Annotated in this window: 16 protein-coding genes; 10 read left to right on the top strand and 6 right to left on the bottom strand. The window is 70.9% G+C overall.

Annotated elements, in window-relative coordinates:
• The first annotated feature begins 86 nt into the window (after window positions 1-86).
• The 8 genes from KVF89_RS20740 (at window position 87) to KVF89_RS20705 (ending at window position 8055) form a co-directional block, all read left to right on the top strand.
• Complete coding sequence (locus tag KVF89_RS20740) at window positions 87-869, top strand: ABC transporter permease (RefSeq protein ID WP_257428256.1); 783 nt, start codon at window positions 87-89, stop codon at window positions 867-869.
• Window positions 866-1639, top strand: coding sequence for an ABC transporter permease (locus KVF89_RS20735; protein ID WP_257428254.1), 774 nt, complete (start codon window positions 866-868; stop codon window positions 1637-1639). Before KVF89_RS20740 ends, KVF89_RS20735 begins: the two co-directional genes overlap by 4 nt.
• Before the next feature lie 24 nt (window positions 1640-1663).
• Window positions 1664-2488, top strand: a complete 825-nt coding sequence (locus KVF89_RS20730; RefSeq protein WP_257428253.1) for an ABC transporter ATP-binding protein — start codon at window positions 1664-1666, stop codon at window positions 2486-2488.
• A gap of 105 nt (window positions 2489-2593) precedes the next feature.
• Window positions 2594-3934 carry an amidohydrolase family protein gene (locus tag KVF89_RS20725; protein ID WP_257428251.1) on the top strand — a complete coding sequence of 447 codons (1341 nt, stop codon included), beginning with the start codon at window positions 2594-2596 and terminating at the stop codon, window positions 3932-3934.
• Window positions 3935-4002: 68 nt separating this feature from the next.
• Window positions 4003-5631, top strand: coding sequence for a long-chain fatty acid--CoA ligase (locus KVF89_RS20720; RefSeq protein WP_257428249.1), 1629 nt, complete (start codon window positions 4003-4005; stop codon window positions 5629-5631).
• 210 nt (window positions 5632-5841) lie between these two features.
• Window positions 5842-5964, top strand: coding sequence for a hypothetical protein (locus KVF89_RS20715; protein ID WP_257428248.1), 123 nt, complete (start codon window positions 5842-5844; stop codon window positions 5962-5964).
• Window positions 5961-6830 carry an alpha/beta hydrolase gene (locus KVF89_RS20710; RefSeq protein ID WP_257428247.1) on the top strand — a complete coding sequence of 290 codons (870 nt, stop codon included), beginning with the start codon at window positions 5961-5963 and terminating at the stop codon, window positions 6828-6830. The genes KVF89_RS20715 and KVF89_RS20710 overlap by 4 nt, the downstream gene beginning before the upstream one ends.
• Window positions 6823-8055 carry a CynX/NimT family MFS transporter gene (locus KVF89_RS20705; protein ID WP_257428246.1) on the top strand — a complete coding sequence of 411 codons (1233 nt, stop codon included), beginning with the start codon at window positions 6823-6825 and terminating at the stop codon, window positions 8053-8055. Before KVF89_RS20710 ends, KVF89_RS20705 begins: the two co-directional genes overlap by 8 nt.
• A 109-nt stretch (window positions 8056-8164) precedes the next feature.
• On the opposite strand, the gene KVF89_RS20700 is transcribed toward KVF89_RS20705, so the two are convergent.
• The gene (locus tag KVF89_RS20700; RefSeq protein WP_257428244.1) at window positions 8165-8380 is read right to left on the bottom strand and encodes a KTSC domain-containing protein; all 216 of its coding nucleotides are present in this window, start codon (window positions 8378-8380) and stop codon (window positions 8165-8167) included.
• A gap of 47 nt (window positions 8381-8427) precedes the next feature.
• Complete coding sequence (locus KVF89_RS20695; protein WP_257428242.1) at window positions 8428-8886, bottom strand: universal stress protein; 459 nt, start codon at window positions 8884-8886, stop codon at window positions 8428-8430.
• A gap of 47 nt (window positions 8887-8933) precedes the next feature.
• Here KVF89_RS20695 and proC point away from each other — a divergent pair, with 47 nt between their 5' ends.
• Window positions 8934-9776, top strand: a complete 843-nt coding sequence (proC, locus tag KVF89_RS20690; protein ID WP_257428240.1) for a pyrroline-5-carboxylate reductase — start codon at window positions 8934-8936, stop codon at window positions 9774-9776.
• A gap of 87 nt (window positions 9777-9863) precedes the next feature.
• On the opposite strand, the gene KVF89_RS20685 is transcribed toward proC, so the two are convergent.
• Together KVF89_RS20685 and KVF89_RS20680 are read right to left on the bottom strand one after the other, a co-directional pair.
• Complete coding sequence (locus KVF89_RS20685; RefSeq protein ID WP_257428239.1) at window positions 9864-10052, bottom strand: hypothetical protein; 189 nt, start codon at window positions 10050-10052, stop codon at window positions 9864-9866.
• Window positions 10053-10228: 176 nt separating this feature from the next.
• Window positions 10229-11251, bottom strand: a complete 1023-nt coding sequence (locus KVF89_RS20680; protein ID WP_257428235.1) for a YeiH family protein — start codon at window positions 11249-11251, stop codon at window positions 10229-10231.
• A gap of 71 nt (window positions 11252-11322) precedes the next feature.
• Here KVF89_RS20680 and KVF89_RS20675 point away from each other — a divergent pair, with 71 nt between their 5' ends.
• Window positions 11323-12225 carry a LysR family transcriptional regulator gene (locus KVF89_RS20675; protein WP_257428233.1) on the top strand — a complete coding sequence of 301 codons (903 nt, stop codon included), beginning with the start codon at window positions 11323-11325 and terminating at the stop codon, window positions 12223-12225.
• Window positions 12226-12231: 6 nt separating this feature from the next.
• Here the strand turns inward: KVF89_RS20675 and KVF89_RS20670 are convergent, their stop codons facing one another.
• On the bottom strand, window positions 12232-13917 hold the full coding sequence (locus tag KVF89_RS20670; RefSeq protein ID WP_257428232.1) for a SulP family inorganic anion transporter: 1686 nt from the start codon (window positions 13915-13917) through the stop codon (window positions 12232-12234).
• Window positions 13914-14249, bottom strand: a complete 336-nt coding sequence (locus KVF89_RS20665) for an ArsR/SmtB family transcription factor (RefSeq protein ID WP_257428231.1) — start codon at window positions 14247-14249, stop codon at window positions 13914-13916. Before KVF89_RS20665 ends, KVF89_RS20670 begins: the two co-directional genes overlap by 4 nt.
• Window positions 14250-14307: the final 58 nt, after the last annotated feature.

The following is a 14307-nucleotide window of genomic DNA, read 5'->3' as shown; positions in this document are numbered from 1 at the left end:
ACCTTCAATCAGCGAAGTCGTCCGCGCGCGTCGAAACCGTCGGACAAACGAGAATCGAACGGCCCGTGGAATGCTAGGATTCGAAGATGAGTAGAGCGATGCGAAAATCCATATTGGGAGTCGCGGGGGTCGTACTTTCGCTCGTCCTCTGGCAGTATTTGACCGTCGGTGGTCCTTTGGCGCAGACACCAGGACTTCCGACCGCTTCGGGGACCTTCGAGCGAGCGGTCAAGCAGGCGGGCGATCCCGAGCTCTGGTCGGCGCTGGCGACAACCTTGGTCGTCACGTTGGCGGCGCTGCTGATCGCCTCCCTCTTGGGGATCGGTGTGGGTCTTCTGATGGGCTACTCGAAGATCTTCAGCACCGCTTTGGATCCTCTCGTGCAGTTCTTGCGACCGGTTCCGCCCGTGGCGCTGCTCCCGGTTGCTCTTCTCGTGATGGGGCCCACCTCGAACCTCGCGATCCTGATGGCCGTCGTCACGGCAATGTGGCCGGCCCTGGTGCAGACCCTGGTGGGGGTCCGGGGTGTCGACAACGTCACCCTGGACGCAGCTCGAGCCATGGTGCTGCCCCCGTTGCTCATCCAGACGCGGATCGTCCTGCTGAGTGCCCTCCCCCACATCGCGACCGGAATTCGCATCGCCGCCAGCTATGCACTCCTGATGGCGATCGCGACCGGGATCCTGACCGGTGCTCCGGGTCTCGGCCGGTCCATCCTGTTCGCCCAGCAGGCGGGCGACAGCGCCCTGGTCTTCGCGTTGGCGGTCTACGCGGGGATTCTCGGGCTGGCCATCAGCCAGGCCTTCTCTCGCATCGAGGGCCGGCTCACGCGCGACTACGGCCCGACGGCCGAGGCGGCTGCCTCATGAGCCGCCTGGGCCGGGTCCTCCTCGGATCGCTGATCCCGATCGTCGTCCTTGTCATCTATGCGTTTGCCACCCGGAGCGGTCTGGATCCGTACTACCCGTCGATGGCGAGCATCTCGAGCAGGTTCTCCGAGCTGTGGCTGTTCGAACGGGTGGGGTCGGACGTGTGGCCGAGCATGCGGAATCTCGCGTTCGGCTACCTTGTCGCGATCGCGGTGGGTGTTCCGGTCGGCTTGCTGCTGGGTATGGTCGTCTGGCTTCATGATCTGTTGGCGCCGCTCATCGACTTCGCTCGAAGCGTCCCCGCCATCATCTTCATTCCGCCGCTCATCCTCGTGCTGGGGATCGGGGACGTCAGCAAGGTCCTCATCATCGCGCTCGGCGCCGGCTTCCCCCTCCTGATCACCACGATCGACGGGGTGCGAAAGACCGATCGCGCGCTGCTGGACGTGGCCCGAGCGATTCGACTGAGCAGGCGACGGACGATCTGGAATATCGTCCTGCCCGGCGCAGCTCCCTCGATCATGGGCGGTGCCCAGACGGGACTGCAGGTCGGCTTCTTCCTGCTGATCGCCAGCGAGATGGTGGGCGCCAGCAGCGGGATCGGCTATCTCATGATGCGAGCCCAGGCGAGCTTCGACTCCCCCACTCTCTGGGCCGGGATCGTGCTGCTCTCCCTCATGGGATTCGTCCTCAACCTGCTCTTCCTGGCGGTCCGGAACCGGATCATCCATTGGCACCTCGCCATGCGTGCCGTCTCCGGATCCCGCTGAACTATGACACTCAATGGAGCCACTATGAACGACCTCCGACAGCCCCGTCTGGTCATGGAGGCAGGAAGCAAGACCTACTACTCCAGGAATGCGTCCAAAGAGGTCCTGGCAGGAATAGACCTGACCGTGCACGCGAGTGAGTTCCTGAGCATCGTGGGTCCCTCGGGCGCGGGCAAGACCACGTTGCTTCGCTGTCTCAGCGGGCTGATGCCGCTCAGCTCCGGACGCATCATCCTGGACGGCGAGGTGCTGACGGAGCCAAGCCCCGTGGTCTCGGTCGTCTTCCAGGAGTACTCGCGGTCCTTGATGCCATGGATGACCGTGGCGGACAACGTGGCGCTTCCGCTGCGGGGCAGGAAGGTGCCACGAGCCAGCGTGAAGGCCCGTGTCGGTGAGGTCCTTGAAAGCGTGGGGCTGTCCGGCACTGAACGCCAGCATCCGTGGCAGCTCTCGGGCGGGATGCAGCAACGAGTTGCCATTGCGAGGGCGCTGGTCACACAGCCCGAAGTCCTGTTCATGGATGAGCCGTTCGCTTCGGTTGACGCACAGACACGACTCGATCTCGAGGATCTGACGAGGCGCCTGCAGCAGGAACGGCAGATGTCGGTGGTCTTGATCACCCACGACATCGATGAAGCGATCTATCTCTCCGATCGCGTGGTCGTGCTGTCCAAGGAGCCGGCCACGGTCCGCGAGATCATCGAGAACGACCTCGGCGCGGTTCGCGACCAGATCTCGACTCGCGAGCTTCCGGCCTTCATGGAGCGCCGGTCCCACGTCCTGGGACTGATCCGCGAGATCCAGCATGCGAAGGCCGTCCCTGCCGAGCTCTCCACGTCGTCGTCCTGACGCCTGACCGGAGACGACGACCGACTCACCTGCTGCCCCCGCTCGCCCCGCTCTCGGTCGAGCGCTCTCTTCAGCGCGCCCTCAGCACGCCATCGATCGAATCCAATGAAGGGCTTCACCATGTCATTGCAACGAAATGCCGTCACCGTACTGCGAGCGCCTCGGCTGCTCACGGGTGTCGATTCACTGATCTCCGGAAACGTCCAGGTGACGATCCAAGGGAATCGGATCGTCGATGTCAGTGAGGGGAGCTACCCGGCGCCGCCTCCTGGTGCAGAGGTCATCGAACTGGACGACTGCACCCTGATGCCGGGGCTGATCGACTGCCACGTGCACACGGGGGCGTTCAACAGTCTCCTGTTCGAGGACTACCGCCATGCGATGTTCGAGGTCACTCCTCAGTTGCAGCAGATGTCCGCGCTCTTCAGCGCTCAGCGGTGTCTCGCGGCGGGAGTGACCACGATCCGCGATCAAGGTTGGATCACACCGACGGGCGGCCACTTCACGCGTGAGCTGGTCGCCGTGCGTGAAGCGATCGAGCGGCGCATCGTTCCCGGACCGCGCCTTCTCGTCGGAGGCTTGGCGGCATGCACGAACTCGCACATCGACGTGGTCATTCCCACAGCATCGATCCGGCAGCCCGGCGTCACCGCAGACGGCCCTGACGAGATGCGCAAGCTGGTCCGTTCGCACCTGAGGGATGGAGTCGACCACATCAAGACGTGCACCTCGGGTGGCGGCGGCACTCCGTCGCAGCATTCCGCGGTCGACAACATGTCGGAAGGCGAGTTGCGTGCGGTGGTCGAGGAAGCCCACTACGACCGACGGAGTGTCGCCTGTCACGCGTGGACCGCGGAATCGCAGAAGCGGGCCCTCGCAGCCGGTGTCGACTCCTTGGAGCATTCGGTGTGGACCGATGACGAGGCGATCGAGATGATGGTCAGCAGGGGTGTCCCGCTGGTGCCGACCTTGATCCACCGAACCGACCGTTCGCTCGACCGCTGGGAGAAGCTCGGCGCTGATGCTGCGGTGATCCAGAACTTCCGCAACATTCAGAAGGACTGTTTCCAGACCTTCGATCGGGCCCATCGGGCAGGAGTCAAGATCGCCATGGGAACGGATACCGTCATGTCCCCCGAGATGGGGGAGAACGGCGGGGAGCTGCAGGTCTACGTGGATCTCGGCATGACTCCGCTCGAGGCCATTCGAACCGCAACCGTCAACGCGGCGGAAGTGGTGGGTCTGGGTGATCAGATCGGAAGTGTCGAGGTCGGCAAGCGCGCGGACGTCATCGCGGTGGCCGGCGATCCATCGGTGGATATCTCCCTCCTGGCCGGGCCCAGCAAGATTGCGCTGGTCATGAAGGACGGTGACATCTTCGTCGATCGGGGTGATCGACGTAGGGAGATCGGCGCCTTCAGCTCGATGCCCACCAGGTACGTGTGATCGACGCTCGTGATGCTCGCCGTTCGTCGCGAACGTATCGGCCCTGATTCCACCTGAAAGGACCACCCATGCAGAGCACGATGATGGACTCCCAGCTGACCACGACCGCTGTCATGCGCCACGGCGCGACGGTGCACGGAGCTTCTCGCGTGCGCACACTGCTGCCCGACGGCTCGGTCCGGGTCAGCACCTACGCCGAGGTCGCGGCCCGCGCCGCCCAGTTGGCCCATGCGCTGCGTGGTGTCGGGGTCACCGGCGACCAGCGCGTCGGCACCTTCCTGTGGAACAACCAGGAGCACGTCGAGGCCTACTGCGCGGTCCCGTCGATGGGCGCGGTGCTCCACACCCTCAACCTGCGACTGGCCGCCGAGCAGCTCGTCTACATCGCCGACCACGCCGAGGACCAGGTCGTCATCATCGACGGCTCGCTCGTGCCGTTGTTCGCGCCGGTACTGCCCCAGCTCTCGACGGTGCACACCGTCGTCGTCACCGGAGGCGTCGACCGCAGCCCGCTCGAGGGACACGGCAAGACCGTCCTCGACTACGAGGAGTTCCTCAGCGGGCACCCGACCACCTTCGACTGGCCGGAGCTGGACGAGCGGGCGGCCGCGTTCATGTGCTACACCTCCGGCACGACCGGCAACCCGAAGGGCGTCGTCTACAGCCACCGGTCGACGTACCTGCACTCGATGGCCGTGCTCGCCAAGGGAGCGCTCGGCATCGACGCGGACGACTCGGTGCTGGCGATCGTGCCGCAGTTCCACGCCAACGCGTGGGGGCTGATCTACGCCGCTCTCATGGCCGGTGCCGATCTGGTGATGCCCGATCGTTTCCTCCAGGCAGAGCCGCTGGTGAAGTTCATCGACCAGGAGAAGCCCACCATGGCCGGCGCGGTGCCGACGATCTGGAACGACGTGCTCCAGTTCCTCGAGGCCAACCCGAGCTACGACATCTCCTCGCTCAAGATGGTCGCCTGCGGTGGCTCCGCCGTTCCGCGGCATCTGATGGAGGTCTTGGAGCAGCGGCACGGCGTTCGCATCATCCAGGCCTGGGGGATGACCGAGACCTCGCCGGTGGCGGCCGTCGCGCGGCCGCCTGCGTCGGCGACGGACGAGGAGCACTGGACGCTGCGCGCCACGGCCGGACGTCCGGTCTGCGGCGTCGAGGCCCGCATCGTCGACGACGAGGGCGGCGTGCTGCCCAACGACGGCGACTCGGTCGGTGAGCTGCAGGTGCGCGGCCCGTGGATCACCGCCGCCTACTACCGCGACAACGACCCTGGGAAGTTCGAGGACGGTTGGCTGCGCACCGGGGACGTCGGCAAGATGGACGCCCGACACTTCATCACCCTGACCGACCGGGCGAAGGACGTCATCAAGTCCGGCGGCGAGTGGATCTCCTCGGTCGACCTCGAGCTGCTGATCGCCAGTCACCCCGACGTGCTCGAGGCAGCTGTGATCGGCGTACCGGACGAGAGGTGGCAGGAGCGACCGTTGGCGGCCGTCGTGGTGAAGGAGGGGCACGAGGTCACTCCCGCGCAGCTGCGGGACTTCCTGGCCGACAAGGTCGCCAAGTGGTGGCTGCCGGAGCGCTGGACCTTCATCGACCAGGTGCCGCGCACGTCGGTCGGGAAGTTCGACAAGAAGGTGCTGCGGGCCCAGCACAGCGATGGCGGGCTCGACGTCGTCGAGAGCTGAACGTGCGAGGCGGGCGGCTGAGAGCGACCTCTTGACCACTCTCAGCCACCCAACTCCCGACCCAGGTCAGGCCAGCGTCGCCAGTCCCGCGGCCCGGATCGTCGAGTCCCAGGGATGTCGGCGGGCGTCGACGTCGTCGAGATCTGGTCCTCCGCGTGGTTCACCGAGGACGATGCTGCGGGATACCGAACTGACTGACATGGAGACATAGTGGGCAATGCGAAGAGGATCCGGCCGGACCGGTCCGCCGCGCTCGGCGCCCTGCGCCACGGCACCACGGCGATTCGCACCCGCGTAGCCGCGGACATGCAGACCACCGAGGTGGCGTGGTGACGCCGGGCGACGGGGCCTGGCGTGCGCTGTCACCGGAGGATCTGGCGCGGGAGTACTCGCCGAGCTCGATGGTCGACTCCATGGACGCCGAGCTCGACGTCTACGCTGCGGCCAGCACTGCCGCCCGGTCGCGGCACCCGCACGCCGAGCACGCCTACGGCCCGGGCGCGCGGCAGCGCCTCGACGTGTTCCATCCCGGTGGCGACTCGCTGCCGGGACCGGTGCCGGTGCTCGTCTTCGTCCACGGCGGCTACTGGCAGGCGGAGTCCAAGGAGCGCGCCTGCGGTGCGGCGCCGGACGTCCTGGCCGCGGGTGCGGCGTACGTCGCGGTCGAGTACACCCTCGCCCCGGTCGCGTCCGTGGCGGAGATCGTCGCCGAGTGCGGTGCGGCGCTCGGCTGGTTGGTCGCGCACGCCGCGGAACTGGGTATCGACCCGGCGCGGATCCATCTGGCCGGCAGCTCCGCGGGCGCCCATCTGGCGGCGCTGCTGACCCTCGGCGACGACGCCTTGCCCGGAGCCACGATCCGGAGCGCGACCCTGCTCAGCGGCGTCTACGACCTGCGTCCGCTGGTCCCCACCTACGTCAACGACCCGCTCGGGCTCGACGAGCCGACCGCGTGGCACCTCAGCCCGCTGAGCCGGATCCGGGCCTCGGACGCCGCGCTGGTCGTGAGCTGGGCCGAGTGCGAGACCGCGGAGTTCCGGCGGCAGAGTCGGGCGCTGACCACGGCCTGGCGCGCGCTCGGCAACCGGGTCGACGTCGTACCCGACGTGCCGGGACGCAACCACTTCGACCTGCCCCTCGACCTGGCCGATCCCGCGACCGCGCTGGGACGGGCGGTCCGCAGGCTGCTGCATGGTTGAGCTCCGCCCCGCGGCCCCCGCCGCGCGCCGGGAGAGCCGATGGGACCGGGGTGCGCTGCTGGTCGTCGTCGGCGTCGCGGTCATCGCGTTCAACCTGCGCCCGGCCCTGGTCGCGGTCGGGCCGCTGACCGGCCAGCTGCGCGACGACACCGGTCTCAGCACCACCGCCATCAGCATGGTGACGACGCTTCCGCTGCTGTGCTTCGCCGTGCTGTCGCCCGTCGCCCCCGCGATCGCCCGCCGGATCGGACTGGAACGCGCGCTGGTCGCGGCGTCGCTGGTGCTGCTCGCCGGATGCGCGATCCGGATGCTGCCGTCGATTCCCGCTCTCTACCTGGGATCCGCGGTGATCGGCGTCGGCATCGCGATCGCCAACGTGCTGGTCCCCGTGGTGATCAAGCGCGACCTCGCCGCCCACCTCGGTGCCGCGATGGCGCTGTACTCCGTGATGCTCAGTCTCGGCGCGGCCGGCGCGGCCGGAGCCGCCGTGCCGATGGGGCACGCCCTGGGGCTCGACTGGCGGGCGGCCCTCGGCCTGTGGGGGCTGCCGGTGCTCGTCGCGTGCGGGCTGTGGTGGACGCTCCAGCGGCGGCGGCGGGGCGTCGCGATGGACGTCGCGCCGGTCGTCGGACCGCCGTCGGCGCTACGGGTCTGGCGGGCGCCCATCGCCTGGGCGGTCGCGGCCTACTTCGGGCTGCAGTCGGCGGCGTTCTATACGTTGGCGGCCTGGCTGCCCGCGCTGCTGCGCGATGCCGGACTGAGCGAGACGGCGGCCGGCGTGATGACCGGGCTGTACAGCGCCAGCGCCATCGCCGGCGCTCTCGTCCTCCCGCTGCTCGCCGTCCGCGCGCGGTCCCAGCGGCTGGCCGCAGCGCTCTGCGCCGCGACCGTCGGAGCCGGTATCGCCGGCCTGGCCCTCGCTCCGGCGGCCGGCGTGGTGGCGTGGACGGTGCTCCTCGGCGTCGGATGCGGTGGCGCAGTCGGGCTCGCGCTGACCTTCTTCTCCCTCCGCGCCCGCCGGCCCGCCGGGGCCGCCGCACTCTCCGGCATGGCGCAGTCGGTGGGCTTCACCCTGGCGGCGATCGGGCCGCTCCTGGTCGGCGTACTCCACGACCGGACCGGCGGCTGGGGCGCGCCACTGGCCGCGCTCGGGGTGACGTCGGTCCTGCTGGCCGGGGCCGGACTGCTCGCGGGCGCGGACCGGTACGTCGACGAGCCGGCCTGACGCCGGACCGGTCCCACCGTCGTACCCGGCAGATCGGTCGTGATCCACGGCGACTCGCGACTGAGATGTCCGGTACGGCGAGGTTCACCCGGGTCACCCGTCGTGCGGCTCAGTCCTCGACTCGTTCGACGTCGTGCTCGAGGATCCGCTCGCGCCACTCCGTCCAGGGATGGGCCGACGCGCACAGTCCCTCGTACACCTCCGGCTCGACGTCGAGGTAGTCGTAGGTCCCGCCGTGCCGGAACCGGACCCGCAGCCGGGTGGCAGCGGCGTCGTACCCGACCGCCTCGAGGGCGCGGGACCTGCGCATCCGCGTCATCTCCATGCCTCCGTCCTACCTCGCGACGAGCGGTGCGTCCAGGGCGAAGGCGGTCAGGGGACGACCAGCACCGGCCAGCGGCGCAGTCGCATCAGCTGCACGGGAAGCGGACCGCCCGGCCGGAGGTAGGCGTGCTGGCGGGACGAGCCCAGTACGATGAGGCCGGCGGAGAGCTCCTCGGCGACGGTGGCGAGGACGTGGGCGGGCGGACCGAGGCGGACGAAGAGCTCGACGTCGACCGGCCAGACCGTGCTGGCGATCGCGTCCCGCAGCTCCTGCTCGACCTGCTCCTGGCCCTCCAGCGCGGCCCGGACGGCGCCCTCGTTGCCGAGCGCCGCCTCGGCGCTGACGTCGCGGGCGAGCACCAGGGCCAGTCGACTGCTCTGGCGGCGGGCCAGGCCGGCGGCGTACGAGCCGGCGCGGGTCGACGTGACGCTTCCGTCGACGCCGGCCACGATCCACGCGGCGCCGTCGCGTCCCAGCTCGAAGGCCGCGTCCTGCTCACCTGCCACAGGGGCAGGCTACGCGGCGTCGGCGCCGGGCTTGGCAGGATGCGGGGGTGAACACGTCGATCGCCTTCCTCGGCTGCGGAGCCATGAACGAGGCCATCATGGCGGGGCTCCTGGATTCGGGGGTTCCCGCGGACCGGGTCGTCGCGACCGTCCGGACGCCGGAGCGCGCCGGCCTGCTGACGGACCGGTACGGCGTCCGGGTCGCCTCGACGACGAGCGCCGATGCCGATGCCGTGACCGCCAACGCACGGGCCGCGGCGGGGGCGCGGGTGGTCGTGCTGGGCGTGAAGCCGGCCCAGGTGGCCGAGCTGGCCGCGGAGATCTCCGCGGTGCTGGCACCCGACGCCGTCGTGGTGAGCGTCGCCGGAGCCGTCCCGCTGAGGAGCATCGAGCAGGCCCTGCGGCCCGGACAGCCGGTCGTGCGGGCGATGCCGAACACGCCGACCCGCGTCGGCCACGGGGTCACCGCGATCGCCCCGGGAGCCCACGCGGCTCCGGAGCACCTGCGGGCGGCGCGCGATCTGTTCGCCACCGTGGGCTCGGTCGTCGAGGTGACCGAGGACCAGATCGACGCCGTGGGCGCCGTGAGCGGATCGGGTCCCGCCTACGTCTTCTACCTGACCGAGGCGATGGCGGAGGCGGGGGAGCGGCTCGGCCTGCCCGCCGACCTCGCCCGCATGCTCGCGGCCCGGACGGTCGCGGGCGCCGGCCGGATGCTCGACGACGAGGCCGCCGACCCGGCCGCACTGCGGCGTGCGGTGACCAGCCCGCACGGCTCGACCGAGCGCGCGATCCTCCTCTTCGAGGAGCGCGGCCTGCGCGATGTCGTCGCCGCCGGCACCGCCGCCGCGCAGGCGCGCACGAGGGAGATCACCCGCGGACTGGAGTAGACCGGCGGGTCCCGCAGGTCGGGTCGACCGGCATGCCGCCCGATCGGAGCAGCGAGACGCTGACCCTGCCCCTGGTGGCCGCGACCACTAGCGGCATCCGGCGTGCGGCCCCCGCCGGTGACCGCCGAGATAGCCGGCGACAGCAGCGGCGAGAGCCGCGGCGACCTGCAGGGCCATCGGGCGCACCACCCCCCTGCGCCGGTGCTCGTGTGCGCGGACCGCCGCGATCGCGTCCGACCAGTACTCGACCGCCGGGTCACCGAGGTCTGTGGTCATCGCGCCCTGCTGACCGCCCCTGCGCCGCCGGCTCAGGGCGGGGATGGGCCGAGCACGATCAGGTCGACCCCGAGTCCGAACGCCGGACGCCATCGTCGTGGGAGCTGGCGAGGTGTTCATGCCCGGCCGGTACCCGGTGGCGGGCGGGCGCAGACGCCGGCACCCGATCAGGACCGTCAGGCGATCGTCACGACGCCGACCAGCGACACCGTCGCGACGACGAGGGTCGAGACCAGGCCCAGCGCCAGGGACCGGCCGCCGCTGTGCAGCAGCCTCCCGAGATGGACGCCGGTCCCCAACGCGAACAGTGCGGCGGCCAGGGTCGCCGTCTGCAGCGTGTCGGCGACCTCGAGCGCGGGCGCGGGCACCAGCCCGGCGGTCCGGAGCAGCACGCAGCCGAGGAAGCCGAGCACGAACAGCGGAACCAGGGGCGGCCGGGCCGCCGCCTCCTGGCCCCGGCGGGCGCGGCGGGCCGTGCTCACGATCGCCACGACCGGGGCGAGCAGCAGGACACGGGTCAGCTTGACCACGACGGCGACGGCGACCGCGGCCGTCCCCGCGGGTCCGGCGGCCGCGACGACCTGGCCGACCTCGTGGACACTCGCTCCGGCCCAGATGCCGAGCTGGCGCTCGGAGAGGCCGAGCGGTGCCTGCAGCAGGGGGAGGGCGATCATGGCGACGGTGCCGTAGAGCGTGACCATGGTGATCGCCGTCGCGACATCGTCCTCGTCGGCGTCAGCGGTACGTTCCATGCCCGCGATCGCCGAGGCGCCGCAGATCGCGAACCCGGTCGCGATCAGCAGGCTGCGGGCCGGCCCGACCTGCAGCCGCAGACCGAGCCACCAGGTGAGCGCCAGCGTGCTGACCAGGGTCAGCACCACCAGGCCGATGATCGGTACGCCGAGGGCGGCGATCGCGGTCAGCGAGAGGGAGAGCCCCAGCAGGACGACGCCGATCCGCAGTAGCCGCTGGACGGCGAGCCGCAGGCCGGGGCGCGCGGCGATGGGCACCAGGTCGAGGTTGGCGACCACGGCGCCGAGCAGCACCGCCCAGGTCAGCACGCCGACCGACGGCAGGAGGCGGTGGGCCACGACGGAGAGGGCGACGCCCGCGGCGGTCAGGGCGAGGCCGGGCAGCGCGGACGGCTCCGTGTCGTCCGGATGCCTCGTCGTGCGGTCGGTCATGGTGCTGATGGCCATGTGCTCCAGACTGGGTCCGTCCCACGGCGCTCGGTAGTGAGTGCCTGCACATCACGTCATACGGAGAACGCATGAGCACCCGACGACCGGACCTCGATGACCTCGAGGTGCTCGCCCTCGTGGCCCGGACGGGAAGCATCGGCCAGGCCGCGCAGGTGCTGCGACTCTCCCAGCCGAGCGTCTCCCGACGCATGCTCGCGCTGGAGCGGCGGCTCGGCGTCACCGTGCTGCACCGCACCACCCAGGGGACGACGCTGACGGCCCACGGGCGTCTCGTCGTCGACTGGGCCGGCGACCTGCTCGGCGCCGCCGACCGCTTCGCGCGCTCGGTCGCGACGCTGCGCGCGGAGGGGGACCTCGCCGTCCGGGCCGCGGTGTCGATGACGATCGCGGAGCACTATGCCCCTGCCTGGCTCGCCCGGCTGCACGCTTCCGCGCCGGAGCTGGAGGTGTCGCTGGTCGTCGCCAACTCGGCCGAGGTCGAGCGGCTGGTCCGCACCGGTGCGGCCGAGCTCGGCTTCGTCGAGGTGCCCTCCGTGCCGGACGGCCTCTGCCGGCAGCGTGTCGGCGAGGACCGGCTCGTCGTCGCCGTGGCGCCCGGCCACCCCTGGGCCACCCGCACCACGCCGGTCTCCGCCGCGGAGCTCGCCGCCGGCGGGGTCCTGGTGCGGGAGGCCGGGTCGGGCACCCGGGTGACGCTCGAGGAGGCGCTCGGCAGCGAGGGCCACGAGCTGCAGCCCGGTCTGGTCATGGCGTCGAACAGCGGTCTGACCCACGCCGCGATGGCCGGGATGGGACCGGTGGCGCTGTCGGAGCGTGCATTGGAGGCCCACCTGCGGCTCGACGAGCTGCGCGCCGTACCGCTCGACCATCTCGCTCTGGTCCGCCCGCTGACCGCCGTCTGGCTGAGCGACTCCCCTCTCCCGGATGCCGCCGCCCGGCTGCTCGCGGCGGCCGGTGCCGGCGTCAGGTGAGGGCGGTCAGCCGGCCGGCGTCGAGGTGCCCGCGTCGTGGGCCACGCGGGCGGCGTGCAGCCGGGCGTGCGCGATCGCCTCGGGGGTGGTCGCGAAGACATGGCGCTCGTGGGCGAGCCGGTGCCGGACGCCCAGTCGCTCCAGCACCGCGAGATGGGCGGGGCGGGTGCCGGAGAGCAGCACGGTGACACCGCGCCGCTCGAGCCGCTCGATGGTGTCGGCCAGGACGTGCGCGCCGGTGGCGTCGACAGTGGTGAGGCGGGACATGCGCAGCACGACGACGCGGACCTGCTTGACCTGGGTGAGCTCGAGCAGGAAGTCGTGCGCGGCGGCGAAGAACAGCGGTCCGTCGAGGCGGTAGGCGACGATGTGCTCGTCGAGGAGGCGCCGCTCCTCGTCGTGATGGTCACTCTCGTCGAGCGGCACCTCCTCCAACCGCGCGGTCGTGGCGGTCTCGCGCAGGGCGAAGAACCCTGCTGCCACCAAGCCGATGATCACCGCGAGGACCAGGTCGAGGGCGACGGTGGCGACGGCGGTGATGAGCAGCGTGGCAGCGTCGCCGCGGGTCGCGCGGAGGAGGGGGCCGAGGCTGGAGATGCGGACCATCTGCACGGCCGTCGCGATCAGGACGCCGGCCAGCGCGGCGAGGGGGATATGGCCCACCCACTGTGCGGCCACGAGGACGACGATCAGCAGCAGGACCGCGTGGCTGAGAGCGGCCAGTCGGGAGTGGGCGCCGGAGCGGACGTTCACCGCTGTCCGGGCGATGGCGGCGGTGGCGGGGATGCCGCCGAAGAGCGGGCTGGCGACGTTGGCGAGACCCTGCCCGAGCAGCTCGCGGTCCGGGTCGTGGCGCTGCCCCACGCTCATCGCGTCGGCCACCGTCGCCGACAGGAGGCTCTCCAGGGCGCCGAGCGTGGCGACCGCCACCGCGGCGAGCACCAGGGTGTCGAGATCGCCCCAGGGCACCGACGGCAGCCGGGGAGCCGGCAGACCGGAGGGGATCGTGCCGATGGTGTCCAAGGGGCGCTCGCCGTCGCGGCCGAGGAGGGCGTTCGCGCCGGTCGCCAGGGCGACCAGGACCAGAGCTGCCGGGAAGCCGGCGCGGAGCCGGGCGAACGCGACGATGACCGCCGCGACCAGCACGGCCGTCGCGGGCGCGGTGAGGTCCGGCTCGGCGACCCAGGCCCGCACCGCGTCACCGGCGAGCACCAGGATCCGCTCCGCGTGCACGTCGACACCCAGGGCGGCGGGCAGCTGCTGGAGCGCGATGATCACGGCGATGCCGGCCGTGAAGCCCTCGATGACGGTGACGGGCACGTAGCGGATCGCGCGGCCCGCGCCGGTCACGGCCAGCACGAGCAGCATCAGTCCGGCGAGGAGGCCGACGACCAGGACACCGTCGACGCCGTGCGCGGCGACGATGGGGATGAGGACGACGGTCATCGCCCCGGTGGGCCCGCTGACCTGGACGTGGCTGCCTCCGAAGACCGCCGCTACGGCGCCGGCGACGACCGCCGTCACGATGCCCGCGCCCGCGCCGACACCGGAGCTCACGCCGAAGCCGAGCGCGAGGGGCAGCGCGACCAGGGCGACCATGACGCCGGCCGTCAGGTCGCGGCGAGGACGGGCCTGGGTCCAGTCCTCCCGCCGAGGCGCGAGCTGACGGACCCGCGCCGTCAGGGCGCTCATCGGCGGTCGGGGACCATGAGCTCGTCCTCGAACTCGGAGCGCGTCTCGGCGAGCCCGACCAGGATCCGGCGGGCCGAGAGGAGGAGGTCGCGGACCTCGGGGACGCTGATGGAGTAGACGACCGCCGTGCCTTCGCGGCGCGAGACCACCAGCGACGTACGGCGGAGCACGGCGAGCTGCTGTGAGAGGTTGCTGGGCTCGATGGCGATCTGCTCGAGCAGCTCGTGGACCGCGTGGTCGCGCTCGGCGAGCAGCTCGAGGATCCGGATCCGGGCGGGGTGGCCCAGGGTCCGGAAGAACTCGGCCTTCGTCTGGTAGAGCGGAACACCCATCGCGGCGACCTCCCTCTCGTATCCGCACCGGCGGTCGCTAGACTACATGACTTGAAGA

This window comes from Nocardioides carbamazepini (assembly GCF_024614185.1).
GTDB classification, from domain to species: Bacteria; Actinomycetota; Actinomycetes; order Propionibacteriales; family Nocardioidaceae; genus Nocardioides; species Nocardioides carbamazepini.
Note: the sequence above shows the minus strand (reverse complement) of the source record. Positions and strands in the feature narration are given on the sequence as shown.